Raw genomic sequence first — 22590 nt, 5'->3', positions numbered from 1 at the left:
GGTCACTCCAGTGTGAGGCGGGGCGGGAAAAATATCGCTGGAATCGATTCCAGGAATCGATTCCGCTACGGTAGGGGATCAACAGGGCATCATGCAAGCGGTGTTCGATTCCGCCCCACCGTCGGGAACGCGAACGTCCACCGGATACCGTGGTGTGACCACGACGTGAGGAGGAACTCGCATGGCTGCATCGCGACCGGCCACCTCTCCGTCGGCCCCTTCCCCGGGGACGGCCACCATCCTGGACGTCGCCGCGTTGGCGGGCGTCTCGCGCACCACGGTCTCACGCGTCCTCAACCATCCCGACCTCGTCCCCGCCGACACGATCGCCCGCGTCGAGGGCGCGATCGACGAGCTCGGCTTCCGGCCGAGCAGCCGCGCCCGCGGCCTGCGCACGGGACGTTTCGACACCATCGCACTGCTGGTCGGCGATGCGTCGCAGCCGTTCCAGAGCGCCGTCGCGAAAGCGGTCGCGCGCGCCGCGGAGGCACGCGGCCTCAACGTGCTGCTCTGCGATCTCGATCACAGCGAGGAGCGGCTCATCACGTTCCTGCGTCAGCTTCCTCGTCAGGGCGTCGACGGGATCGTGATCTCCACGGGCGACGACGTGTCGCGCTCCCGCGCGGGCGCTGTCATCGCGGAGACCCGCGCCGGCGGAACGCCGATCGTCATCTCCGGCCGCCTCCCCGAAGACGACCTGTTCGGCGTGGGGGTGGACTTCACGTCCATCGCCGACGCGGCCACGACCCGGCTCATCGAGAACGGGTCGCGGCGGCCGATCCTGCTCATCGGCGACGCCGACACCTACGTGGGTGCGCGGTGGGCAGCCGGCTACCGCGCCGCGGTCGAACGAGCGGGCCTCGATGCCGTCGTCCTCCAGACGCAGTACTCCGACGCGACCTCCACCCAGCTCGTGCTGCGCGAACTGTCAGCGAGCACGCCGGCGGACGGGATCATCGCGGGCACCGTACCGCTCGCGCTCAGTGCGGTGCGCGCGGCGCACCACTGCGGTCGCCTCGTGCCCGACGACCTGGCCATCATCGCGTGCGAGCAGGTCGGACTGGCCGAGCTCGTCACGCCCGCGGTGTCGACCATCGGCGTCACGGCCGAAGCCAGCGGCGAGGCGCTGGTCGAACACCTGTCCCAGCTGATCGCGGGCCGCAATCCCCCGCACGCGACGCTGCCCTACGTCCTCTCGGAGAGACAGACCACGCGGCATCCGGCAGAAGGCGAGACCAGGTGAACCCGCGCGCAGGCCGGACCCTCCGGTGGATCTACCGGCACGGTACGGAGCCCGACCCCCGGTTCACCCTCGCGAACGAGCGGACGTTCCTCGCCTGGATCCGCACGTCGCTCGCTCTCATCGCGGGCGGGGTGGCACTGGAAGCGCTCGGGCTTCCGCTGCATCCCGTTCTGCGCCTGACGGCCTCCCTCATCCTCCTCACCGCCGGAGCCGCGCTGCCGCTGCTGGCGTGGGTGGGCTGGGGCCGGGCCGAGAGGGCGATGCGGCAGCAGACGCCCCTGCCCGTACCCGTCGTCGCCCTCCCCCTCGCGGTGGTCCTCGCCGTGGTGACCGTGCTGATCGTGCTCGGGCTCCTCATCGCCTGAATCGCCATGACCGAGATCTTCGACCCTGGGCTCCAGCCGGAGCGGACGCTGCTGGCGTGGCGGCGCACCCTCCTCACGATCGGCGGAGCGGGGCTCATCGCGCTGCGGCTGCTGCCGTCCGCGCTCGGCCCCTGGGCGCTGCCGGTCCCGCTCGCGATCATCGCCACCGCCGTCGCCCTCCACCTCCTGAGCGAACGACGGTTCCGGCACACGTATCGCGAGCTGACCGCCAATCGCGTCGTGCCCACGGTCGGGATGCTGACGCTCGTCCTGGCCGGGCTCGTCGCCGGCGGTGGCGTCACCGCGATCGTCGCCGTCCTCGTCCTGGCCGCACAGCACACACCGGGGGCACCATGACGACGGGACAGGACGGCGGGTCGTGCGGGCCGAACTGCTCGTGCGGAGGACCGCGACGCGACGCGTTCGTCGCGCTCGGCCCCGTGCGCCGTGCGGACGACGGTTCGGCGAGGGCCGCCGCCCACGACATCGAACAGATCCACGTGCCGGCGGGAGCGTTCCTGATGGGCGACTCGTCGGGCGATGCGAACGTCGGCGACGGCGAGACCCCGGTGCACGCCGTCGAGCTCGACGCGTTCGACATCGACGCGACCACCGTGACCAATGCGTCCTTCGCGGCCTTCGTGGAGGCGACCGGCTACGTCACCGACGCGGAGGCGTTCGGCTTCTCCGCCGTGTTCCACCTCGCGGTCGCCGCCCCCGCGGAGGACGTGCTGGGCAGGGCGCCGGGAACGCCCTGGTGGATCGGCGTGCGCGGGGCCGACTGGCGGCATCCCGGAGGGCGCGCGTCGACGGTCGACGATCTGCCCGACCACCCGGTCGTCCACGTGAGCTTCAACGACGCGATCGCCTACTGCGACTGGGCCGGACGCGCGCTGCCCACCGAGGCGCAGTGGGAGTACGCCGCTCGCGGCGGGCGGGAGTCCGAGAAGTACCCCTGGGGGGAGCGCGAACCCGGGACCGACGGTTGGCCCGTGAACATCTGGCAGGGCGAGTTCCCCCGCGTGAACACGATGGACGACGGCTATCTCACGACCGCCCCGGTGCGCTCGTTCGCCCCCAACGGCTACGGCCTGTGGCAGCCCGTGGGCAACGTCTGGGAGTGGTGCGCAGACTGGTTCGACCCCGACTACTACGCGCGCTCGCCGCGGGTCGACCCGCCGGGGCCTGCGACCGGCACCTCCCGCGTCCTGCGCGGCGGGAGCTATCTGTGCCACGTCTCGTACTGCAACCGCTACCGGAACTCGGCGCGCTCGCAGAACACGCCGGACTCGTCGATGGGCAACGCGGGCTTTCGCACGGTCTCGCGTCCGCGCTGACGCCGGACGGAGAGTCGGGATGCGCGGTGACGCCGCCGCCCGCCCGCGCGCCCGCGTGCGTGATGTCGATCGCGGTCGTGCACGTCGGGAAGGCCCTCGCCTCAGAAGGGTGGCGGGTCGGCCGGCGTGGTGGGTTCGGGGACGAATCTCACCAGGCTGGGTGGGTGGTCTTCGTAGTGGCGTCCGGCCGGTGAGGTCCACTGGAGGGTGCCGCCGCCGAGGTGTCGGATCTGCCAGGCGGTGTGGTGCTTCACGGTGTGGTGGCGGCGGCACAGGTGGGCGAGGTTGTCGGGTGCGGTGGGGCCGCCTTCTGCGGCTGCGGTGGTGTGGTCGCGGTCGCACCGGTGGGCGGGGCGGGTGCAGCCAGGGGTGCGGCAGCGCTCATCCCGGGCAGCCAGGTAGCGGCGGATTTCCGCACTGGGTCGGTAGCGGTCGACGGCGACGGGGATGCCGGTGGTCGGGTCGGTGAACACGCGATCCCAGCCGGGTGCGAGCCCTGCCAACCGGCGGGCAAGCCCCGCGTCGATGGGCCCGTACCCGGTGAGGAGGGGCGGGCCGCTGTTCGGGTCACCGGCGAGGGTGAGGGCGGGGACCGTCACCTGGATCTGCGCCGTCACCGTCTCGATACCGGCGCCGGTGGCTCGGGTGGACGCGGTGGCGGTCAGGAGCAGGTCGGTGAGGATGTCCGCACGCACCTGCGCCAGCGTGCGGGAGTCTTTCGCGGCGGTCGTGGCCGTGGCCGTGGTCGTGGTCGTGCAGGTCACGCCGGTGGGGCGGACGGGGCTGGTGATGAGCGTGTCGGCATCGGCGAGGGCATCTGCGTCGGTGGCATCCGCGTCGTCGTCGATGTCCTCGTCGGGCTGGTCGAGGATCGCCCGGCCCCGGGCGGTCAGGGTGTCGTGGATGGCGTGTGCGAGGGGTGCGGGAAGATCCGCGATGAGTCTGGCCATCCCATCGTCGAGAGGGAACAACCGGACGGAGCGTTCTTCATACGCGCGCTGCGCGGCCTCGGTGAACGCGGCAGGGTCGATGGTCGCCGCGATCGCCTTCGCCGCCGCAGTCATCCGCGCAGGCGACTCCGACCGGGCCGCCTCCAGAGCGAGGGTCTCGTACCGTGCCCGGTCCTCCTCGGTCGTCAACATCGTGCCGGTGCGGCTGATCGCCCACGCGTGACCGGCATCGATCTCCCCGCTGGCCCACACCTCAAGCGTCCGCGGGAACAGGGTCGTCAACAGGTACGCCTCCGACATCCGCCGTTGCACACCCCGATCCGACACCCGCAACGCCATCGCGAGCTCGAGAGCGACTTCCCGCAACGGTAGATCCGCATCCGACACCCGCACCGACCCACCCCGCTGCTGCGCCTCCTGCCTGAGCAACGCCGTCCGTTCCGCGACCAGTTCCACCGCGTCGGCCAGGAGCCTCGCCTCGGCGGCCTGCGCGGCAGCCGCCCGACGCCGCGCATCCACGACACCGGTCACCACGGCATCCAACCCGGGCCAGGTCGTATCACCCTCACGGGTACTCGTCAGCGCGTGCATCATCACCCCTGACCCGGCCACGACCGGAGGACAGGACCCGCAACAGAAGGTGGGCACGCGCGGGGTTTCTTCACCCCACTATAGAACAAACATTCGAAACACTCAAGAGCGACATCGATACGGTCCGCTCACGCGAGGCCCGGAAGCGCCGCCGCGAGACCGTGCACGAGGATCTCCACGCCGATCGCGAGGATGAGGAAGCCCATCACGCGCGTGATGGCGCCGACGCCCGTCGCACCGAGCTTCTCGGTGAGGGGCGTCCCGTAGCGCAGCAGCACCGCGATCGCGACGGCGATGACGAGCACGGCCGCGACGATCGCGACGCGGTCCAGGATGCCGGGATTGCGCGCCGCGAGACCGACGACGACCCCGATCGCGCCCGGGCCGGCGATCAGCGGCAGCGCCATGGGCGAGAAGCTGATGTCCGTCTTCGTCGCGGCGTGCTCCTTCTCGGCATCCGAGGCCCCCGCCCCCAGAGCGCGCGGCACGACCATGCCGAACCCGGCGTGCATCACGACCAGGCCGCCCGCGATCTGCAGCGCCCCGAGCGAGATGCCGAAGAACTCGAGGATCAGCGTGCCGAGAAGGGCGAAGACGGTCAGGATCACCGCGACGTAGACGCCCGTGAGCCACGACTGCCGGCGGCGGTCCGCCTCGTCGAGATGCGCCGCCAGCCCCGCGTAGGCGGCGACCGCGCCGATCGGATTCGTGATCGGGACGAGCGCCGCGAGCGCGGCGACGAAGACGCTCAGCATGCCTTCATTGTGGCGCAGCCGGCCCGCTCGATCAGTCGAGCAGCAGCGCGGGCTCCTCGAGGATCGACGCGACATCGGCGATGAACCGGCTCATGCCGTCGCCGTCGATGACGCGGTGATCGAACGAGCCCGAGACCGTCGTCACGAACCGCGGACGCACCTCGCCGTCGACGACCCACGGCTTCTGGCGGATCGTGCCCATCGCGACGATGCCGGACTCCCCCGGGTTGATGATCGGGGTCCCGGCATCCATCCCGAACACACCGATGTTCGTGATCGTGATCGTGCCGCCCTGCTGGTCGGCCGGGGTCGTCTTGCCCTCACGCGCGGTCAGCGTCAGCTTCTCGAGCGCCTTCGCGAGCTCGCGGAGGTTGAGGTCCTGCGCGTCCTTGATGTTCGGCACGAGCAGGCCCCGGGGCGTCGCGGCGGCGATGCCGAGGTTGACGTAGTTGCGCACGCGGATCTCGGCGGAGCCGTCCTCCTTGTCGATCCACGCGGCGCCGATCAGGGGCGTGCGCCGGACCGCCCAGATCACGGCGCGCGCCATGATCAGCAGGGGCGACACCTTGATGTCGGCGAAGTCGGGCGAGGCCTTCAGCCGCTTGACGAGCTCCATCGTGCGGGTCGCGTCGACGTCGGTCCACACCGAGACGTGGGGCGCCGTGTAGGCGGAGCGCACCATGCCGGATGCCGTGGCCTTGCGCACGCCCTTGACCGGGATCGCCTCCTCGCGCTCGCCCACGGGCGGAGCGGCGGGCGCCGGCGCGGAGACCGGGATCGTCTGCTCGCGCTCGGCGGGAGCGACCGGCGTCGCGATGTTGCGGAAGACGCTCGCCTGCTCCGCGTGGCGCACGACGTCGTCGCGGGTGACCTCCCCGGCGGGACCGGTCGGGGTGACCTCCGACAGCGTGACCCCGAGGTCGCGCGCGAGCTTTCGCACCGGCGGCTTGGCGACCACGCCGACCGACGCCCGCACCGTCTCGCCCCGCTCGGCGGGGCGCTTGCGGCGGGAGGTGGCCCCGGCACCCGTGCCGTAGCCGACGAGCACCGCACCGCCGTCGTCGTCGGATGCCGCGGCCTGCTCGGCCGGGGCGGGAGCGGATGCCGCGGCATCCCCCGCGCCGCCGGCGATGGTGATGATCGCCGCGCCGACCGTGACGGTCTGCCCCTCGGGCGCGAGCAGCTCGCCCACGGTGCCGGAGAACGGCGAGGGCAGCTCGACGAGCGACTTCGCGGTCTCGATCTCGACCAGCACGTCGTTGACCTCGACGGCGTCACCGGGCGCGACGCGCCACTGCACGATCTCGGCCTCGGTGAGTCCTTCACCGACGTCCGGCAGGTGGAAGATCTGCTCGCTCATGTCGTGGTTCTCCTTCGCGGCGGACGTTCAGTAGGCGAGGGCGCGGTCCACGGCCTCGAGGATGCGGTCGGCATCCGGGAGGTACGTGCCCTCGAGCTTGGCGGGCGGGAACGGCACGTCGAAGCCCGACACGCGCAGTACGGGCGCCTCGAGCGCGAAGAACGCGCGCTCCATGACGGTCGCCGCGACCTCAGAGCCGACCGAGGTGAATCCCGGTGCCTCCTGCGCGTAGACCATGCGGCCCGTCCGGCGCACCGAGTCGAGGATGGGGCCGTAATCGATCGGCGACAGCGAGCGCAGGTCGATCACCTCGCACGACGTGCCCTCGCTCTCGGCGAGGGCGGCGGCCTGCAGGAGCGTCGTCACCATCGCGCCGTGGCCGACGAGCGTGACGTCGGTGCCGCGGCGCACGAGGCGCGAGGCGTGCAACGGCAGCGGCCGCTCGTCGACGTCGACGTCGCCCTTCATCCAGTACTTCGCCTTGGGCTCGAGGAAGATCACCGGGTCGGGGGAGCGCACGGCATCCTGGATCATCCAGTACGCGTCGTTCGCCGTCGACGGCGACACGACCCGCAGGCCCGCCGTGTGCGTGAAGTACGCCTCCGGACTCTCCTGGTGGTGCTCGACCGCGCCGATGTGGCCGCCGTAGGGGATGCGGATGACGACGGGCATCTGCAGCGCGCCCTCGTGCCGGTTCGTCAGCTTCGCGAGCTGTGTCGTGATCTGGTCGAACGCGGGGAAGACGAAGCCGTCGAACTGGATCTCCACGATCGGCCGGAAACCCGCCATCGCGAGACCGATCGCCGTGCCGACGATGCCCGACTCCGCCAGCGGGGTGTCGAGCACCCGCCGGTCGCCGAACTCGGCCTGCAGGCCCTCGGTGACGCGGAACACGCCGCCGAGACGACCGATGTCCTCGCCCATCAGCAGGACGTGGTCGTCGGCGGCCATCGCGGCGCGCAGGCCCGCGCTGAGGGCCTTGGCCAGGGGCATGGACTCGACCATCAGACGCCTCCCTCCAGCGATGCCTCGTAGGCGGCGAGCCAGCGCCGCTGCTCCACCATCAGGGGGTGGTCCTCACTGTAGACATGGGCGAACATCGAGTCCGGCTCGATCGTGCCCAGGGCGTTGGTGCGCACCCGCACGTCGTCGGCGTAGGCCTGGGCGGCAGCATCCACGTCGTCGAAGAAGGATGCCGCGGCCCCCCGGCCCTCGAGGTACGCGCGCATCCGCGCGATCGGGTCGCGGCGGGCCCACGACTGCTCCTCGTCGGAGGTGCGGTACTTGGTGGGGTCGTCGCTCGTGGTGTGGGCGCCCATGCGGTAGGTCATCGCCTCGATCGCGCGCGGACCGTCGCCGGCGCGCGCCTCGTCGAGCGCGAGCCGCGACACCGCGTAGCTGGCGAGCACGTCGTTGCCGTCGACGAGGATCGACGGCATGCCGTAGCCCTCGGCGCGGCGGTACAGCGGAGCGCGCGACTGGGTGGCGACCGGCACCGAGATGGCCCAATGGTTGTTCTGCAGGAAGAAGACCTGGGGCGTGCGGTACGTGTTGGCGAACACCATCGCCTCGTGCACGTCGCCCTGGCTGGACGCGCCGTCGCCGTAGTAGACGACGACGGCCTCGTCGCGGTTCGCGTCGCCCGTGCCGGTGCGGCCGTCGAACACGAGCCCCATGCCGAAGCCGGTCGCGTGCAGCGTCTGCGACCCGAGCACCAGCGTGTAGATGCGCACGTTGCCGTTCTTCGGGTCGGTGGGGTCCCACCCGCCGTGGGTGAGACCGCGCATCACGCGGATGATGTCGATCGGGTCGACGCCGCGGGTCGTGGCGACGACGTGCTCGCGGTACGAGGGGAAGAGGTGGTCCTGCGGGCGGGCGGCGCGCACCGACCCGACCTGCGCGGCCTCCTGACCGAGCGACGGCGGCCACAGTGCGAGCTGGCCCTGCCGCTGCAGGTTGGTGGCCTGCCGGTCGAACGCGCGGACGACGACCATGTCGCGGTAGAACGTCTCGAGCTCGGCATCGGAGAGCGCGTCGATGAGCGGCAGGTAGCGCTCGGCTTCGGGCGTGGGGGCGAACGTCCCGTCCGCCGCCAGGACGCGCACGAGGGCCGGGTCGTCAGGCGGGGTCATGTTCCCACGCTAACGCCCTCCGCATGCGTCGTACTGCATGGGATCGACAACGGGAGCCGCGATCCGCCGTGCCCGCGCCACAACGCGCCGGGGCAAACCGCGCGACGGGGAGTTTCGGACGCCTCTGGCGACCGAAACGGCGTGGGGGCGGGTTTCGGGCGCTCGGGGCGTCCGAAACCCGGGCGAGGAGGCCTCAGCGCGGCGCGACGGATGCGGCGACGCGCACGATCGTGTCGAGCGCCTCGTGCTCGCCGATGGAGATGCGCACGCCGTCGCCCGCGAACGGGCGGACGATCAGCCCGGCCTCCTCGAACGCCGCGGCGACCTCGAGCGCGCGCTCCCCCGCGGGCAGCCAGACGAAGTTGCCCTGCGCCTCGGGGACGTCCCAGCCGGTCTCGCGCAGCCGCGCGGCGAGGTCGTCGCGGTGCCCGGCGAGGGTGCGCACACGGTCGAGCAGCTCGTCCTCGGCGTCGAGGCTCGCCAGGGCCGCCTCCTCGGCGGCGGCCGTGACCGACAGGGGGATGCCGGTGCTGCGCGCGGCCGCGAGGATGCGCGGGTCGCCCACGGCGTAGCCCACGCGCAGGCCCGCGAGGCCGTACGCCTTCGAGAAGGTGCGCAGCACGACGACGTTCGGGTGCCCGGCGGCCAGCACCGCGGGACCGGAGACGGCGTCGGGGTCGGTGACGAACTCCGCGTAGGCCTCGTCGAGGACCACCAGGACGTCGGCCGGCACCCGGGCGAGGAAGGCGTCGAAACCCGCGGCGGTCACGACGGGACCCGTCGGGTTGTTCGGACTGCACACGATGACCATGCGGGTGCGGTCGGTCACGGCATCCGCCATCGCCTCGAGGTCGTGGCCGCCGTCCACGTCGTTCGGAACCGTGACGGCGGTGGCGCCGGCGACCGTGGCCAGGCTCGGGTAGGCCTCGAAGGAGCGCCACGAGAAGAGGATCTCGTCGCCCGGTCCGCTCGTGGCCTGTGCCAGCTGGAAGAGGATCGACACCGATCCGGCCGCGATGTGCACGGCGTCGTCGCCCACCCCGAAGCGCTCCGCCAGGCGCGCGCGCAGCCGCGGCGACGACGCGTCGGGGTAGCGGTTGACGGCGACCGCCGTCTGCACCGCCGCCACGACGCTCGGCAGCGGCGGGAACGGGTTCTCGTTGCTGGACAGCTTGAACGCCTCCGCACCGGCCTGCTTGCCCTGCTTGTAGGCGGGGAGGGCGGCGATCTCGGGGCGGATGCGGACGGGCAGCTCGGTCACGGGACGAGTCTACGAGGGCGCCGCTCGACGCGTGCGGGACGACGCCTTCCCGGCGGCGCGGCCGCGTGGAACACTGGAGGGACCATGCGCTTCATCGTCCGCGTCGTCGTCAACGCCTTCGCCCTCTGGGTCGTGACGCTCCTGCCCGCCCTCGAGGTGGGGGTGACCCCGTTCGCCCCCGGCGAGACGCTGCAGCTCGTGCTGACCCTGCTCGCCGTCGCGGCCATCTTCGCCCTGGTGAACACGATCATCGGGACGGTCATCAAGATCGTCGCCTTCCCGCTGTACATCCTGACGCTCGGACTCATCTCGTTCGTCATCAACGGCCTCCTGCTCTGGATCACCGCGTGGGTCACGAGCTCGTGGGGCTGGGGGCTCACCGTCGGGGACTTCTGGCTCGGCGTCGTCGCGGCGATCGTGATCTCGCTCATCAACTGGGTCTTCGGCATCCTGCTGCGACCCCAGGAGAAGAAGCGCCGCTGACCGGCGGCCTCAGAGCCCGCCGGAGCGTCGACGCACGCGTGCGTCGTCCGCCGACGACGTGCGGCGGGCCCCGTACACGATCGACGTGACCGTCACCGCGCCCGCGAGCGGCGCGAGGCGGTCGCGCACCGCGGCGACACGCGGATCGGGCGCGGCGTCGACGAGCCCGGCGGTGTCGCGATACGCGTCGATGCCGTGCACGACCAGCGTCGCATCGGTCCACGCCGGAGCCGGGTGGGCGGTGCGCTCCACGACCAGGCTCTGCGGCGAGCCCGCCACCCCGGGCGGACCGCCCACCGCCAGGGCCGCGACCGGATCGTCGGTGTGGCGGATCGTCAGGGACAGCACCCCCGCCGGAAGCTCCGCCTGCACGGGACCCGCGATGCCGATCTGGGTGCGCACGTCGTAACCGCCCTGACGGGCCAGATGCGCTCCGATCATCGCGCCCTGCGAATGCCCGACGACGTGCAGCCGATCGCCCGCGACCGCTCCCGCCGCCGCGAGCGCCCGTTCGACCGCCTCGTACGACGACGACTCCTCGCCGAAGTACAGCTGCACGTTGGATGCCATGTCCCACGGCTCGTCGCGGTCGACGGCCGCCCGCGTGCCGCCGATGTAGACGAAGAACTCGCGCTCACCGGACGCGAACCGGTACTCCTCGACGCGGACGCGCGCCCCGTCGAGCCCGTCCTCCCCCGGCATCCGGTCGATGATCTCGACGAGCGAGCGCGGAGCCGCCGCGGCGCCGGGGGCCCGGTGCCGGCTCAGCTCCACGACGGATGCCGTCGCCCCCACCGGCCGCAGGGGTGGCGTGTCGGCGGGGATCGTGCCCCGGTCGGCCGCGCGGACGGCACCCGTGAGCAGCGTGAGGCTCGGGCCGAGCGGGCCGTAGACGCCGAGCATCCCGGCGGCGGCGCGCATCTGACCCTCGATCTCGGCGTGGCGGCCCTCGCTCCACGCCTCCGCGAGGTGCGCGGCCTCGGCGGCGACGTCGGGGGCGACGGCGAGCCGCCGGGCGGCGAGCCGCAGGCCGTCCGCGCCGCCCGCGCCGCGGATGCGCGCGAGCGCCTCCTGCTCCGCGAGCTCGTAGACCTCCGCGAGTCTGCGCACGCTGCGCGCCAGAGCGGCGGCCGCGTCTTCGGCGGCGCGCGCGCCGCCCTGCGGCGACGCCACCCAGAGCCCGCCCGCGAGCGACGACGCGTGCGCGCGTCCGAGCACCTCCCCCGCCTCCGCGAGGCGTGCCGCGAACAGGGCGAGCGTGGCCGCGAGGTGTCGGAGCGTGTCCGTGTCGACGACCACCAGCCCGCCGGATCGGATGTCGACGTCCCCCGTCATCCCGCCGCTTCCGCCAGGGCGCGGCAACGCTCGCGCCGCAGCGAACGCTCCCACTCGTCGGTCTCCGCCGCCGCGGCCGCCAGCAGCCGGGTCCAGGCGACGAGCTCATCGCGCAGCGGCGCCACGGCGGAGTTGCCGCCCGGAACCTCGTCGATCAGCGCGGGAGCGCGGGCACGGAGCTCCGCCAGCAGCGCGCTCGCCTCCCGCACCTGGGCGAGGGCGCGGTCGATGTCGTCGACGCGGTTCACCCCCCGATCGTCCCGGAAGCAGCGGCGGCAGCGGACGACGTCCGGGGGAATGTGGACGTTCCGGCGCACGCCGCCGCGGGGGAGGAGGACTCGGGCGACGACGCGAGTCCGGGCACGGAGCACTTTCGGCGCGGGAGCGACCTGCTCCACAATGGGGAGGTGACTCGCCGCGCCGCACCTTTCCGCGTCGTGTTCGTCTGCACCGGCAACATCTGCCGTTCCCCCATGGCCGAGATCGTCTTCCGCGACGTCGCGGAGCGCGCCGGACTCGGCGACCGCGTCGTCTCGACCAGCTCGGGAACGGGTGATTGGCACGTCGGTGAACGGGCCGACGCGCGCACGCTCGACGCGCTCCAGCGCCGCGGCTACGACGGCGCGCGCCACCGCGCCCGGCAGTTCACGCTCGACGACTTCGAGAGCAACGACCTCGTGGTCGCCCTCGACCGGTCTCACGAGCGCATCCTGTCGACCTGGGCGCGCACGACGGCGGATGCCGACAAGCTCGCGCTCCTGCTGTCGTTCGACGCCGACGCCCACGGCAATCTGGACGTCCCCGACCCGTACTACGCGGGGCCGGAGATGTTCGACGACGTGCTCGGTATGATCGAGAGCGCGAGTCGGGCGCTCTTCCGGCAGCTCGAACCGGCCATCCGCCCGTGCTGAGCACGTCACCCTGAGCACCGGCCGCGCGTCGACAGACACCGTGATCGGAGCCCGCGTCGTGACCACCGCGAACACCCTCGCCCACCAGCCCCTCAGCCCCCTCGACGGCCGCTACCGCGGCGCCGTCTCGGGCTTGTCCGCGTACCTCTCCGAGGCCGGCCTCAACCGCGCACGCGTCGAGGTGGAGGTCGAGTGGATCATCACCCTCACCGATCGCTCCCTCTTCGGCTCGGCACCGCTCACCGACGCGCAGAAGGACTCGCTGCGCGCCCTCTACCGCGACTTCGGGCAGACGGAGATCGACTGGCTCGCCACGACCGAGTCGGTGACCCGGCACGACGTCAAGGCCGTCGAGTACCTCGTCCGCGACCGACTGCAGACCCTCGGGCTCGAGGCTGTCGCCGAGCTCACGCATTTCGCCTGCACGAGCGAGGACATCAACTCCGCCTCCTACGCCCTGACCGTCAAGCGTGCGGTCGACGAGGTGTGGCTGCCCAAGCTCCGTGTCGTCATCGATGCCCTCGGCACCCTCGCGCACGAGCACCGGGATGCCGCGATGCTCTCGCGCACGCACGGTCAGCCGGCGACGCCGTCGACGATGGGCAAGGAGCTCGCCGTCTTCGCGTGGCGCCTGGAGCGCGTCGCCGCGCAGATCGCGGGCGGCCAGTACCTCGCCAAGTTCTCGGGCGCGACCGGCACCTGGTCGGCCCACCTGGCCGCGGCTCCCGAGGTCGACTGGCCCGAACTGTCGCGCACGTTCATCGAGGGCCTCGGCATCGACTTCAACGTGCTGACGACGCAGATCGAATCGCACGACTGGCAGGTCGAGCTGTACGACCGGGTCCGCCACGCCGGCGGCATCCTGCACAACCTGGCCACCGACATCTGGACCTACATCGCGATGGGCTTCTTCGCGCAGATCCCGGTCGCCGGGGCCACCGGGTCGTCGACGATGCCGCACAAGATCAACCCCATCCGGTTCGAGAACGCCGAGGCGAACCTGGAGATCTCGGGCGGCCTGTTCACGACCCTCGCCTCGACGCTCGTGACGAGCCGGATGCAGCGGGACCTCACCGACTCGACGACGCAGCGCAACATCGGCGTCGCCTTCGGCCACTCCCTCCTCGCGCTCGACAACCTGCAGCGCGGTCTCACCGAGATCTCCCTCTCGCGCGACGTGCTGCTGGCCGACCTCGACGCGAACTGGGAGGTGCTCGCCGAGGCCATCCAGACCGTCGTGCGCGCCGAGATCGTGGCGGGCCGATCGCAGATCACCGACCCGTACGCGCTCCTGAAGGAGCTCACGCGGGGCCGCCGGGTGGGCGGCCCGGAGCTGGCGGAGTTCGTGCGCACCCTCGACATCGGGGATGCCGCGAAGGAGCGCCTGCTGGCGCTGACCCCCGCCGGCTACATCGGCCTGGCCGACGAGCTCGTCGACCGCGTCTGAGGGCGTTTCGACGCGGCTCGGCGCGTCCCGCGAAAGGTCAGTCGCGCGGCGTGGAACCGTCGTCGGACGCGTCGGGGGATGCCGCGGCATCCGCATCGTCGACGAGCACGCCGTGGTCGACCTCGCGGGTCACCTGGGCGGGGTCGACGGCGAGCATGCACAGCGCGATGATCACGAGGGTGGCGATGAACGCGATCCCGGCCACCACGAGCGCCACGACCACGACGTGCACGCGTTCGTCGCCCGTCAGGTCCTGGAAGAGGCCCATCGACACGAGCGTCACGAGACCGGCGAAGAGGGCCGCGGCGAAGGCGAAGCCCAACAGCTGAACCGGCTTGAGGAGATCACGGCGGGTGGTGCGCGGCGTGCTCATGCGGATTCTCCTGACGAGACGGGCTCCGCGGCGATCGGGCGGCGCGGCGAGAAGCCGGCGATGCCGAGGAAGACGGCGATGACGGCGGCGTACCCGCCGAACAGACCGACCCCGATCGTGATGCCGGTCAGCGTGAAGCTGCGCCCGGCCTCGGAGATGAAGTATTCGAGACTGTAGGCGGGATTGACGAGGAGCAGGGCGACGCCGAGCGCGAGGGTCACCGCACCGATCAGGATGCCGTCGCGACCCTCGTCGCGGTACTCGCCCCGCCGGAGGCGGATGCCGCCGACCAGCTCGGCGATCCCGGACGCCGCCGCCCAGACGATGACGACGACGAAGAAGAGCGCGGTCGAGCGCAGCCCCGGGATGCCGGTCGCCATCCCGGCCACGAGCGTCAGGACACCGAGAAGGACGGGCGCCGCGCGGCGCTCCCGCGGGTACACCAGCCAGGCGCCGATCAGCAGCACGAGGGCGGTCGCGATCGCCCAGCCGCTGAAGACCGCGAGGCCCACGGCGGCCGAATGGTCGGGCGAGAACGTGACCATGACCGCGGCGACGGCGGCCAGGAGCGCGCGGCCGAGCTGCACATGACGCACGTCGAAGGCGCGCGTCGGGCGCTCACCGGCACCGGTGGTGCGGGAGGCAGCGGGGGCGTCGTCGGACACGTCGGACTCATCGGATCGGGGAAGGCGGAACCTCACCAGTCTAGGTCGTCCGCCGCCGGGATCCGCCTCCGACCGCCACGGCACCGCGCCGGCGCGGCCTCAGCCGGCGGCCGCCTCCACGAGGGCGCGGAGCTTCTTTTCCACGGCGGGAGTCACCGCGACGACGGCGAACGAGGTCGCCCACATGTCGCCGTCGTCGAGGAAGGCGTCCTCCTGGAAGCCGACCGTGCCGTAGCGCGTCGCGAACTTGCTCGCCGGCTGATAGAACACGACCACCTTGCCGTCGCGCGCGTAGGACGGGAAGCCGTACCAGGTCTTGGGCTCGAGCTGGGGAGCGACCTCGGAGACCACGCGGTGCAGCAGCGTCGCCACCTCCCGGTCGGTGCCGTGCAGCCCCTCGATCGCCTCGACGCACGCCTCCAGCTCCTTCGCGAGCTTCGCGGCGCCCTTGAGGCCCTTCGTCGTGCGCAGTTCCTCGGCGCGCTGGCGCATCGCCGCGCGCTCGTCGTCACTGAATCCGCCGGTGGTGTCGGCCATGTCGGTCCTCTTCTTTCCTGGTCGGCGCTCAGGCCGCGGGAGGGGTCTGCTGGATGCGGATGAGGTTGCCCGCGGGGTCGCGGATCGCGGCATCCCGCAGACCGTAGTCCTGATCGGTCGGCTCCTGCACCACGTCGGCGCCCGCGGCCGCGATGCGGGCGAATTCGGCGTCGAGGTCGTCCGAGGCGAGGTTCACGCCGAAGTAGCTCCCCTTGGCGACCAGCTCCTGCAGGGCGAGCCGCTCCTCGTCGCTGATGTCGGTGCCGACCCCGACCGGATGCAGGACGATCGCGGTGTCCGGCTGACCGACGGGACCCACGGTGATCCAGCGGAGGTCCTCGTAGCCGACGTCCAGACGCACCTCGAACCCGAGCACGTCGCGGTAGAACTCCAGCGACGCCTCGGCATCGACGTGGGGAGGAAGGAGGAGTGGATGCTGATACCCATGCGGCTCACGATAGGCCCGGTCGCGGGCCCTCCGCTTCTCGATTCCTGATCGGTCTGGTCAGCCGGCGCGCGATGCACGGCAGCATCCCCGCGCGCACGGGAGCACCGCGCTCCCGGTAGCGCCCGGGCGAGACGCCGACGAGCTCGGTGAAACGCGTCGTGAACGTGCCCAGCGACGCGCACCCGACCGCGAGGCTCACCTCCGTGACGCTCAGCTCGGTGGTGCGCAGCAGCGTCATCGCGCGCTCGATCCGCCGGGTCATGAGGTAGGAGTACGGCGTCTCCCCGTACGCCCGCCGGAACTGGCGCGACAGGTGACCGGCCGAGATGTGCACGGCGCGCGCCAGGGCGGCGAGGTCGAGGGGCTGCGCGTAGTCGCGGTCCATCATGTCCCGGACCCTCCGCATCCGCACCAGCGTGTCGAGGTCGATCCCCGAGGTCACGGCCGTGCGGGCCCCCGGGCTCCATCGCCCGCGCGGATCGCCTCCACCGTGCGGAGCACCTCCAGGCTGCGGCGCTGGTCCGGGGCCGGGTCGGCGTCGCCGCGCACGAGCGCGGCGAAGCGGGCGACCTCGAACCGCATGTTGTTGTCGGGGCCGTCGATCTCGATCTCCTCGCGGATGCCGGAGAAGAGGTCGAGCACGAGACGGCGGGGCGCCGTGATCTCGTCGATCTCGATCGTGCCCAGCTCGCCCTGGATCTCGTTCGGTCGGCGCGAGGCCCCGATCTTCGAGAACGCGATCTGCGCGACGAAACCGTCGTAGTCGAGCACGGCGGCCCCGGCGCCGTCCGCACCCGTCGCGATCGCGACCGTCGCCCCGAGCACGCGGGAGGGCGCCCCGAACAGCTCGATCGCGGCGCTGAGCGGGTACACCCCGAGATCGAAGAGCGCTCCGCCGGCGAGCGCCGGATCGAAGATGTTGGGCGTCTCGCCGGCGAGCACGAGGTCGTACCGCGCGGAGCGCTGGCTCTGCCCGAACGACACGAGGCGCACCGCGCCCACCCGCGGCAGCAGTTCGCGCAGGCGGCTCATCCCCGGGTCGTAGACGTTGCGCATCCCCTCGAACACGACGACCCCGCGATCGCGGGCGTCGTCCACGAGACGCGCGAACTCGTCCGCCGTCGGGGTCGCGGGCTTCTCCAGGAACACGTGGACCCCCGCCGCGATCGCCGCGGCGGCCTGCGCCGCGTGGGCCCCGTTCGGCGAGCCGACGTAGACGGCATCCACCTCGCCCGTCGCCAGCAGCGCGTCGAGATCCGTGCTCACCCGGTCGATCCCGAGCCGGTCGGCGAAGGCCCGCCCGCGGTCGGCGTCGCGCGAGAACACGACGTCGATGCGGATGCCGGGCGTCTGCGCGACGGCATCCGCGAACTTCTCGGTGATGGTGCTGGTGCCGATCGTGGCGAGTCTGATCACGCCCCCAGGATAGGCGCGCGGGCGTCGCCTCCGGAATGGATGCCGCGCGCCGAGGGTTGGGCCTGAGCATGAAGGCACTCGTCTACTCAGATTTCGGCGGAAACGATCGTTTCGAGCTCACCGAGCGGGAGGAGCCCCACGTCGGGCCCGACACGCTGGTCGTGCGGGTCGTCGCCGCGGGCATCAACCCGGTCGACTACAAGATCCGCGAGGGCTACCTGCGCGGCCTCATCGACACCCAGCTGCCGGCCGTGCCCGGTTGGGACGTCGCGGGCATCGTCGAGAAGGCCGGACTGGACACGCCCGAGTTCGCCGTCGGCGACCCGGTGCTCGCCTACGCCCGCGCCGACGTCGTCGGCCACGGGTCGGTCGCCGAGCTGATGCCGGTGCCGGTGCGCGCCGCCACCCGCAAGCCCGACGGGCTCTCCTTCGAAGCGGCCGCCGCGCTCCCGCTCGCGGGGCTGACGGCGCTGCAGACGCTCGAGCGTGCCGCGGTCGGCGCGGGGCAGAACGTGCTCATCCACGGCGCCGCGGGCGGCGTCGGGTCGTTCGGCGTGCAGCTCGCGCGGCTGCGCGGCGCGCGGGTGGTCGGGACCGCCTCCGAGCGCAACCACGCGTACCTGCGAGAGCTCGGCGCCGAACCGGTCGTCTACGGAGACGGGCTGGTGGACGCGGCCCGCGCGCTCGTGCCGTCGGGGTTCGACGTCATCGTGGACTTCGTCGGCGGGTCGACCCTCGACACCACGCGCGAGCTCCTCGCCCCGGGCGGCGTGGTCGCCTCCATCGCCGACAGCCGGGCACGCACCGAGTTCGGCGGGCACTACATCTGGGTGCGACCGGATGCCGCCCAGCTCGGCGAGCTCGCGCAGCTGGCCGCGGCCGGCGACCTGCGCGTGGAGATCGCGTCGACCTACCCGCTCGACGAGGCGGCCGCCGCCTACGCGGAACTCGAGGAGGGCCACACCCGCGGCAAGATCGTCGTCACCGTCTGATCCCGACGGGCGGGGCCGGCTGAGGCTCAGGGGCGCAGCGGCAGCAGGGCGGCGAGGTCGGCACGCGTGCCCGATGCGTGGATCCGGCCGGCGGCCACCGCATCCGCCCACCGCTCGGCGCCGGTCGCGAGAGCGATCCACGTCGCCGCATCCGTCTCGACGACGTTCGGCGGCGTGCCGCGCGTGTGCCGCGGGCCCTCGACGACCTGCACCGCGCCGAAGGGCGGCACCCGGACCTCGACCGTGTTGCCGGGCGCCTTCTCGGCGAGCAGCTGCAGGAGGTAGCGCACCGCGGTGGCGAGGGCGGTGCGCGCCGGCGGCGTGCCGGCATCCGCGGCACCGGCCACCGCGGCGAGCGCGTCGCGGCCGTCACCGGTGGAGATCTTGCGGACCATCCCTCCACGCTAGCCCGTGACGAACGTCGGATCTGCGGGCCCGGCGACGGCGCGGCCCGCGCCCTGGCGCGGTATGCGGCGCCGGGCGGCCGGGAGTTCCGACGATCGTCACGCAGCCGCGGCGCGACGGGCCCGTCGGTAGGCTGGCCGGGTGCGCATTCTCGTCCTCGGTTCCGGTGCCCGCGAGCACGCCATCCTCCTCGCACTGAAGGGAGAGGGCGCCGGGCACGAGCTGTTCGCCGCCCCCGGCAACGCCGGCATCGCCGCCGACGCGACGATCGTCGCCGACCTCGACGCGAACGCGCCCGCCGCGGTCACGGAGTACGCGAACGACCACGACATCGACCTCGTCGTCATCGGCCCCGAAGCGCCCTTGGTCGCGGGCGTCGCCGATGCCCTGCGCGAGCACGGCATCCCGGTGTTCGGGCCCGGCAAGGCGGCGGCCCAGCTGGAGGGCTCGAAGGCCTTCGCGAAGCGCATCATGGATGCCGCCGGTGTGCCGACCGGGCGCGCGACGCGGGCGACGACCCGCGCCGAGGTCGAGGCGGCCCTCGACGCCTACGGCGCACCGCACGTCGTCAAGGCCGACGGTCTGGCCGCCGGCAAGGGCGTCGTCGTGACCGACGACCGCGACGCGGCCCTCGCGCACGCCGACACCTACCTGCCCACCGGACCGGTGCTCGTCGAGGAGTTCCTCTCGGGCCCCGAAGTCTCCCTGTTCTTCGTGAGCGACGGCGACACGGTGCGGGCGCTCAGCCCCGCCCAGGACTTCAAGCGCGCCTTCGACGGCGACGCCGGCCCGAACACCGGCGGCATGGGCGCCTACTCTCCCCTGCCGTGGCTGGCCGACGACTTCGGCGGCGAGGAGGCCTTCGTCGCCGAGGTGACCCGCACGGTGGCCGAGCCGGTCATCCGCACCCTGGATGCCGAGGGCACCCCGTTCATCGGGCTGCTGTACGCGGGACTCATCCTGACGGCCGACGGCATCAAGATCATCGAGTTCAACGCGCGCTTCGGCGACCCCGAGACCCAGGTGGTCCTCGCGCGTCTGACGAGCCCGCTCTCCCGGCTGCTCATGGCGGCCGCGTCCGGGACGCTCGAGGACGAGCCCGCGCCCACGTTCGCCGACACCGCTGCCATCACGGTCGTGCTCGCGAGCGAGGGCTATCCCGAGGCGCCGCAGACCGGCCGGGTCATCACGGGCACGGATGCCGCGGCATCCGTCGCCGGCGTGCACCTGGCGCACGCCGCCACCGCCGACCGGGACGGCGCACTGGTCGCCACCGGTGGCCGGGTGCTGAACGTCGTCGCGACGGGCGGCACGTTCGCCGAGGCTCGCGAGCGCGCCTACGCCGCTCTCGGCGAGATCGCGCTCGACGGCGCGCACTTCCGACGCGACATCGCCGCCCGGGTCGCCGTCGACTGACGGCCCGGACGGCGATGGCGTGCGCGGCGGCGCGCGATCAGCGCTTGTCGAGGTGCGGCGGGCGCTTCATGAACAGCACCGCCACGACGCCGATCAGCATCACGATCGCCGGCAGCAGGATGGTCTGCGCCATCGCGCTGGAGAACCCGTCGACGACGAACGAGGGCAGCTGCCCCGAACCGAAGTCGCCGCCGGCGTCGGATGCTCCGGGGAGGTTGGCCTCGAGCCGCGACTGCATGAAGGCGGCGATGGCGGCCGAGCCCAGCACCGAGCCGATCGTGCGCGTCGTGTTGTAGATGCCGGCGCCGGCGCCCGCCTGACGCGGCTCCAGGTTGCGGGTGGCCGTCGTCGCCAGCGGCCCCCACATGCCCGAGTTGCCGATGCCCATCATGAGCGACGGGAGCAGGAACATCCAGATCGGGGTGTCGGCGTGCATGAGCGACGCGTACCAGAACAACGATCCCGCGACCAGGAGAAGACCCGGCACCAACAGCACGCGCGCGTCGACGCGGTCGAGCAGACGTCCCGTGAGCGGCGACAGCACACCCGCGGCCACGGCCATCGGCACGAGCAGCAGCGCGGACTCGGTGGGGGTGAGACCGCGGGCCAGCTGCACGAAGAACATGAGCGGCAACGACATGCTCGTCACGGTGAAGCCGACCGTGGCGATCGTGATGTTGGCGACCGAGAAGTTGCGGTCGCGGAAGAGCCCGAGCGGCACGAGCGGTTCGCTGCGCGTCTTGGCCTGCTGCCAGATGAACACGGCCATCACGAGCACGCCGCCCGCGATCATCGTCCACACCCACGCGGCCCAGTCGAAGTGCTCGCCCTCCTGCAGCCCGAACACGATCAGGAAGAGACCGATCGCGCTGAGCACGACGCCGATCAGGTCGAAACGGTGCTCGTGGGTCGGGAGGTTCGGCACCAGCATCCACGCGAGCACGAAGCCGATGACGCCGACGGGCAGGTTGACGAAGAAGATCCACTCCCATCCCAGGCCGTCGACGAGCAGGCCGCCGGCCAGCGGGCCGACGAGCATCGCGACGCCCGAGGTGGCACCCCACAGGCCCATGGCGGCGCCGCGGGCGTTCGGCGGGAAGGTGCGGGTGATGACGGCCATCGTCTGCGGCGTCATGAGTGCCGCGCCGAGGCCCTGCACCGCGCGGAACACGATGAGCATCTCGAGGGTCCCCGACAGGCCGCAGCCGAGGGAGGCGAGCGTGAAGATCGCGAGTCCGATGAGGTAGATGCGCTTCGGGCCGAACCGGTCGCCGAGGCGCCCGGTGATCAGCAGCGGCACGGCGTACGCGAGCAGGTAGGCCGAGGTGACCCACACGACGTTGTCGAGGTTGTTGGTGGACGGGTCGAGCGCCGCCTTGATGGCGGGGTTCGCCACCGAGACGATCGTGGTGTCGACCAGGATCATGAAGAACCCGATGACGAGCGCCCAGAGGGCCGGCCACGGGCTGCGTTCGGGGGTGGGCGCGGGCGCGGTCACGTCGCGCGTGCGTTGTTCGGTCATGAGCGTGCGGCTTCTCTCTGTGCCAGGTAGCGATCGGTTTTCTCGTGTGATCCCCACACGAAGTCGGGGTGGGCGAGCCGGCCCAGCAGGGCGGCGAGCCAGTCATGGTCGGCGGCGAGCAGGGCCCGTTCGCGGTCGATCTCGAGGAGGTACTGCTCGACGACGGGCGCCCCGGCATCCCGCGCGCCGCGGATGCCGTCGGCCAGCTCGTCCCGCGCGGCGGCGAGCGCCGCCAGGCGTGCCGTCAGCAGCGCCACGGTCTCGTCACGGTCGAGGTTGTGGGCCTCGGCGAGGGCCACCCGGAACTCGACGGGCCGGTCGATCAGCGGGAGCTCGCGGCGCACCCACTCCTCGACGGCGCGATGCCCGGTGTCGGTGAGGGCGTAGGTCGTGCGCTCCGGGCGGTTCCCGTCGCGGTCGACTCCGATCTCGGCCACCAGCCCGTGCTTCTCGAGCCGTGCGACGGTGTGGTAGACCGTGCCGTTGGTGATCGCGACGATGCGGTCGTCGCGGCGGTGACGCAGGAGCCGGATCATCTCGTAGGGATGCATGTCGTCCTCCCGCAGCAGCGCGAGAACCATCACCCCCAGCGGTGTGAGCCGGTTCATGGCGGTCTTCACGGCGACTCCTTCGATGATCGTTCGAC

26 protein-coding genes are annotated in these 22590 nt (G+C 72.2%); 9 read left to right on the top strand and 17 right to left on the bottom strand.

Annotated elements, in window-relative coordinates; all coding sequences use genetic code 11:
- Nucleotides 1-181 precede the first annotated feature (181 nt).
- From AC1Q49_RS03750 to AC1Q49_RS03735, 4 genes are read left to right on the top strand one after another with little or no spacing between them, the layout of a single operon-like run.
- Nucleotides 182-1243, top strand: coding sequence for a LacI family DNA-binding transcriptional regulator (locus tag AC1Q49_RS03750; protein WP_061782191.1), 1062 nt, complete (start codon nucleotides 182-184; stop codon nucleotides 1241-1243).
- Nucleotides 1240-1608 carry a YidH family protein gene (locus tag AC1Q49_RS03745; RefSeq protein ID WP_060959761.1) on the top strand — a complete coding sequence of 123 codons (369 nt, stop codon included), beginning with the start codon at nucleotides 1240-1242 and terminating at the stop codon, nucleotides 1606-1608. The genes AC1Q49_RS03750 and AC1Q49_RS03745 overlap by 4 nt, the downstream gene beginning before the upstream one ends.
- Before the next feature lie 6 nt (nucleotides 1609-1614).
- Nucleotides 1615-1965, top strand: coding sequence for a DUF202 domain-containing protein (locus AC1Q49_RS03740; protein WP_101305326.1), 351 nt, complete (start codon nucleotides 1615-1617; stop codon nucleotides 1963-1965).
- On the top strand, nucleotides 1962-2945 hold the full coding sequence (locus AC1Q49_RS03735; protein WP_492490989.1) for a formylglycine-generating enzyme family protein: 984 nt from the start codon (nucleotides 1962-1964) through the stop codon (nucleotides 2943-2945). The genes AC1Q49_RS03740 and AC1Q49_RS03735 overlap by 4 nt, the downstream gene beginning before the upstream one ends.
- Before the next feature lie 101 nt (nucleotides 2946-3046).
- On the opposite strand, the gene AC1Q49_RS03730 is transcribed toward AC1Q49_RS03735, so the two are convergent.
- The 6 genes from AC1Q49_RS03730 to AC1Q49_RS03705 all read right to left on the bottom strand — a co-directional run bounded on the left by AC1Q49_RS03730 (nucleotide 3047) and on the right by AC1Q49_RS03705 (nucleotide 9994).
- A complete protein-coding gene (locus AC1Q49_RS03730) occupies nucleotides 3047-4507 on the bottom strand; it encodes an HNH endonuclease signature motif containing protein (RefSeq protein WP_492490988.1) in 1461 nt (486 codons plus the stop codon).
- 107 nt (nucleotides 4508-4614) lie between these two features.
- Complete coding sequence (locus AC1Q49_RS03725; protein WP_492490987.1) at nucleotides 4615-5241, bottom strand: MarC family protein; 627 nt, start codon at nucleotides 5239-5241, stop codon at nucleotides 4615-4617.
- Nucleotides 5242-5272: 31 nt separating this feature from the next.
- Nucleotides 5273-6601, bottom strand: coding sequence for a dihydrolipoamide acetyltransferase family protein (locus AC1Q49_RS03720; RefSeq protein ID WP_061782411.1), 1329 nt, complete (start codon nucleotides 6599-6601; stop codon nucleotides 5273-5275).
- A gap of 27 nt (nucleotides 6602-6628) precedes the next feature.
- Nucleotides 6629-7606 carry an alpha-ketoacid dehydrogenase subunit beta gene (locus AC1Q49_RS03715; RefSeq protein WP_060959764.1) on the bottom strand — a complete coding sequence of 326 codons (978 nt, stop codon included), beginning with the start codon at nucleotides 7604-7606 and terminating at the stop codon, nucleotides 6629-6631.
- Complete coding sequence (locus AC1Q49_RS03710; protein ID WP_191009386.1) at nucleotides 7606-8733, bottom strand: thiamine pyrophosphate-dependent enzyme; 1128 nt, start codon at nucleotides 8731-8733, stop codon at nucleotides 7606-7608. Before AC1Q49_RS03710 ends, AC1Q49_RS03715 begins: the two co-directional genes overlap by 1 nt.
- Nucleotides 8734-8926: 193 nt before the next feature.
- Nucleotides 8927-9994, bottom strand: coding sequence for a histidinol-phosphate transaminase (locus AC1Q49_RS03705; protein ID WP_101305321.1), 1068 nt, complete (start codon nucleotides 9992-9994; stop codon nucleotides 8927-8929).
- Nucleotides 9995-10078: 84 nt separating this feature from the next.
- On the opposite strand from AC1Q49_RS03705, the gene AC1Q49_RS03700 reads away from it, so the two are divergent.
- On the top strand, nucleotides 10079-10477 hold the full coding sequence (locus tag AC1Q49_RS03700; protein ID WP_060959767.1) for a phage holin family protein: 399 nt from the start codon (nucleotides 10079-10081) through the stop codon (nucleotides 10475-10477).
- 9 nt (nucleotides 10478-10486) lie between these two features.
- Here AC1Q49_RS03700 and AC1Q49_RS03695 read toward each other — a convergent pair whose 3' ends face one another.
- Nucleotides 10487-11812: a hypothetical protein gene (locus AC1Q49_RS03695; RefSeq protein WP_492490985.1), complete on the bottom strand. Its 1326-nt coding sequence runs from the start codon at nucleotides 11810-11812 to the stop codon at nucleotides 10487-10489.
- On the bottom strand, nucleotides 11809-12060 hold the full coding sequence (locus AC1Q49_RS03690) for a hypothetical protein (protein WP_492490983.1): 252 nt from the start codon (nucleotides 12058-12060) through the stop codon (nucleotides 11809-11811). Before AC1Q49_RS03690 ends, AC1Q49_RS03695 begins: the two co-directional genes overlap by 4 nt.
- 159 nt (nucleotides 12061-12219) lie before the next feature.
- Between AC1Q49_RS03690 and AC1Q49_RS03685 the strand changes: the two genes are divergently transcribed.
- Nucleotides 12220-12723: a low molecular weight protein-tyrosine-phosphatase gene (locus tag AC1Q49_RS03685; RefSeq protein ID WP_082734313.1), complete on the top strand. Its 504-nt coding sequence runs from the start codon at nucleotides 12220-12222 to the stop codon at nucleotides 12721-12723.
- A 58-nt stretch (nucleotides 12724-12781) separates the two neighbouring features.
- Nucleotides 12782-14170, top strand: a complete 1389-nt coding sequence (purB, locus tag AC1Q49_RS03680) for an adenylosuccinate lyase (RefSeq protein ID WP_198553664.1) — start codon at nucleotides 12782-12784, stop codon at nucleotides 14168-14170.
- A gap of 37 nt (nucleotides 14171-14207) precedes the next feature.
- On the opposite strand, the gene AC1Q49_RS03675 is transcribed toward purB, so the two are convergent.
- The 6 genes from AC1Q49_RS03675 to AC1Q49_RS03650 all read right to left on the bottom strand — a co-directional run bounded on the left by AC1Q49_RS03675 (nucleotide 14208) and on the right by AC1Q49_RS03650 (nucleotide 17609).
- Complete coding sequence (locus AC1Q49_RS03675) at nucleotides 14208-14543, bottom strand: amino acid transporter (protein ID WP_492490982.1); 336 nt, start codon at nucleotides 14541-14543, stop codon at nucleotides 14208-14210.
- Complete coding sequence (locus AC1Q49_RS03670; protein ID WP_060960747.1) at nucleotides 14540-15208, bottom strand: acyl-CoA synthetase; 669 nt, start codon at nucleotides 15206-15208, stop codon at nucleotides 14540-14542. The genes AC1Q49_RS03675 and AC1Q49_RS03670 overlap by 4 nt, the downstream gene beginning before the upstream one ends.
- A gap of 99 nt (nucleotides 15209-15307) precedes the next feature.
- Nucleotides 15308-15745 carry a hypothetical protein gene (locus AC1Q49_RS03665; RefSeq protein WP_060960748.1) on the bottom strand — a complete coding sequence of 146 codons (438 nt, stop codon included), beginning with the start codon at nucleotides 15743-15745 and terminating at the stop codon, nucleotides 15308-15310.
- 28 nt (nucleotides 15746-15773) lie between these two features.
- Nucleotides 15774-16121 (bottom strand): VOC family protein, encoded by a 348-nt coding sequence (locus AC1Q49_RS03660; RefSeq protein ID WP_492490980.1) that lies wholly within the window; start codon nucleotides 16119-16121, stop codon nucleotides 15774-15776.
- 76 nt (nucleotides 16122-16197) lie between these two features.
- On the bottom strand, nucleotides 16198-16581 hold the full coding sequence (locus tag AC1Q49_RS03655; RefSeq protein WP_492490979.1) for a helix-turn-helix transcriptional regulator: 384 nt from the start codon (nucleotides 16579-16581) through the stop codon (nucleotides 16198-16200).
- Nucleotides 16582-16631: 50 nt separating this feature from the next.
- Nucleotides 16632-17609, bottom strand: coding sequence for a Gfo/Idh/MocA family protein (locus AC1Q49_RS03650; protein WP_060960750.1), 978 nt, complete (start codon nucleotides 17607-17609; stop codon nucleotides 16632-16634).
- Between the two features lie 68 nt (nucleotides 17610-17677).
- Here AC1Q49_RS03650 and AC1Q49_RS03645 point away from each other — a divergent pair, with 68 nt between their 5' ends.
- Complete coding sequence (locus AC1Q49_RS03645; protein WP_492490977.1) at nucleotides 17678-18601, top strand: NADP-dependent oxidoreductase; 924 nt, start codon at nucleotides 17678-17680, stop codon at nucleotides 18599-18601.
- A 26-nt stretch (nucleotides 18602-18627) separates the two neighbouring features.
- Here the strand turns inward: AC1Q49_RS03645 and AC1Q49_RS03640 are convergent, their stop codons facing one another.
- Nucleotides 18628-18996 carry a sterol carrier family protein gene (locus tag AC1Q49_RS03640; RefSeq protein WP_492490976.1) on the bottom strand — a complete coding sequence of 123 codons (369 nt, stop codon included), beginning with the start codon at nucleotides 18994-18996 and terminating at the stop codon, nucleotides 18628-18630.
- Nucleotides 18997-19147: 151 nt separating this feature from the next.
- Here AC1Q49_RS03640 and purD point away from each other — a divergent pair, with 151 nt between their 5' ends.
- Entirely contained in the window at nucleotides 19148-20422 is a 1275-nt protein-coding gene (gene purD / locus AC1Q49_RS03635; protein WP_492490975.1) for a phosphoribosylamine--glycine ligase, read from the top strand.
- Nucleotides 20423-20459: 37 nt separating this feature from the next.
- Here purD and AC1Q49_RS03630 read toward each other — a convergent pair whose 3' ends face one another.
- Both AC1Q49_RS03630 and AC1Q49_RS03625 read right to left on the bottom strand, forming a co-directional pair.
- A complete protein-coding gene (locus AC1Q49_RS03630; RefSeq protein WP_060960753.1) occupies nucleotides 20460-21944 on the bottom strand; it encodes an MFS transporter in 1485 nt (494 codons plus the stop codon).
- Nucleotides 21941-22564: a PadR family transcriptional regulator gene (locus tag AC1Q49_RS03625; protein WP_060960754.1), complete on the bottom strand. Its 624-nt coding sequence runs from the start codon at nucleotides 22562-22564 to the stop codon at nucleotides 21941-21943. The genes AC1Q49_RS03630 and AC1Q49_RS03625 overlap by 4 nt, the downstream gene beginning before the upstream one ends.
- Nucleotides 22565-22590 lie beyond the last annotated feature (26 nt).

The organism is Microbacterium sp. MPR-TSA4 (assembly GCF_058792815.1).
Note: the sequence above shows the minus strand (reverse complement) of the source record. Positions and strands in the feature narration are given on the sequence as shown.

Coding starts and splice junctions, on each gene's coding strand:
- AC1Q49_RS03695 (WP_492490985.1), bottom strand. CDS start 11,812: ATGACGGGGGACGTCGACATCCGATCCGGCGGGCTGGTGGTCGTCGAC.
- AC1Q49_RS03735 (WP_492490989.1), top strand. CDS start 1,962: ATGACGACGGGACAGGACGGCGGGTCGTGCGGGCCGAACTGCTCGTGC.
- AC1Q49_RS03700 (WP_060959767.1), top strand. CDS start 10,079: ATGCGCTTCATCGTCCGCGTCGTCGTCAACGCCTTCGCCCTCTGGGTC.
- AC1Q49_RS03630 (WP_060960753.1), bottom strand. CDS start 21,944: ATGACCGAACAACGCACGCGCGACGTGACCGCGCCCGCGCCCACCCCC.
- AC1Q49_RS03710 (WP_191009386.1), bottom strand. CDS start 8,733: ATGACCCCGCCTGACGACCCGGCCCTCGTGCGCGTCCTGGCGGCGGAC.
- AC1Q49_RS03640 (WP_492490976.1), bottom strand. CDS start 18,996: ATGGTCCGCAAGATCTCCACCGGTGACGGCCGCGACGCGCTCGCCGCG.
- AC1Q49_RS03725 (WP_492490987.1), bottom strand. CDS start 5,241: ATGCTGAGCGTCTTCGTCGCCGCGCTCGCGGCGCTCGTCCCGATCACG.
- AC1Q49_RS03740 (WP_101305326.1), top strand. CDS start 1,615: ATGACCGAGATCTTCGACCCTGGGCTCCAGCCGGAGCGGACGCTGCTG.
- AC1Q49_RS03675 (WP_492490982.1), bottom strand. CDS start 14,543: ATGAGCACGCCGCGCACCACCCGCCGTGATCTCCTCAAGCCGGTTCAG.
- AC1Q49_RS03655 (WP_492490979.1), bottom strand. CDS start 16,581: ATGATGGACCGCGACTACGCGCAGCCCCTCGACCTCGCCGCCCTGGCG.
- AC1Q49_RS03720 (WP_061782411.1), bottom strand. CDS start 6,601: ATGAGCGAGCAGATCTTCCACCTGCCGGACGTCGGTGAAGGACTCACC.
- AC1Q49_RS03645 (WP_492490977.1), top strand. CDS start 17,678: ATGAAGGCACTCGTCTACTCAGATTTCGGCGGAAACGATCGTTTCGAG.
- AC1Q49_RS03715 (WP_060959764.1), bottom strand. CDS start 7,606: ATGGTCGAGTCCATGCCCCTGGCCAAGGCCCTCAGCGCGGGCCTGCGC.
- AC1Q49_RS03750 (WP_061782191.1), top strand. CDS start 182: ATGGCTGCATCGCGACCGGCCACCTCTCCGTCGGCCCCTTCCCCGGGG.
- AC1Q49_RS03665 (WP_060960748.1), bottom strand. CDS start 15,745: ATGGCCGACACCACCGGCGGATTCAGTGACGACGAGCGCGCGGCGATG.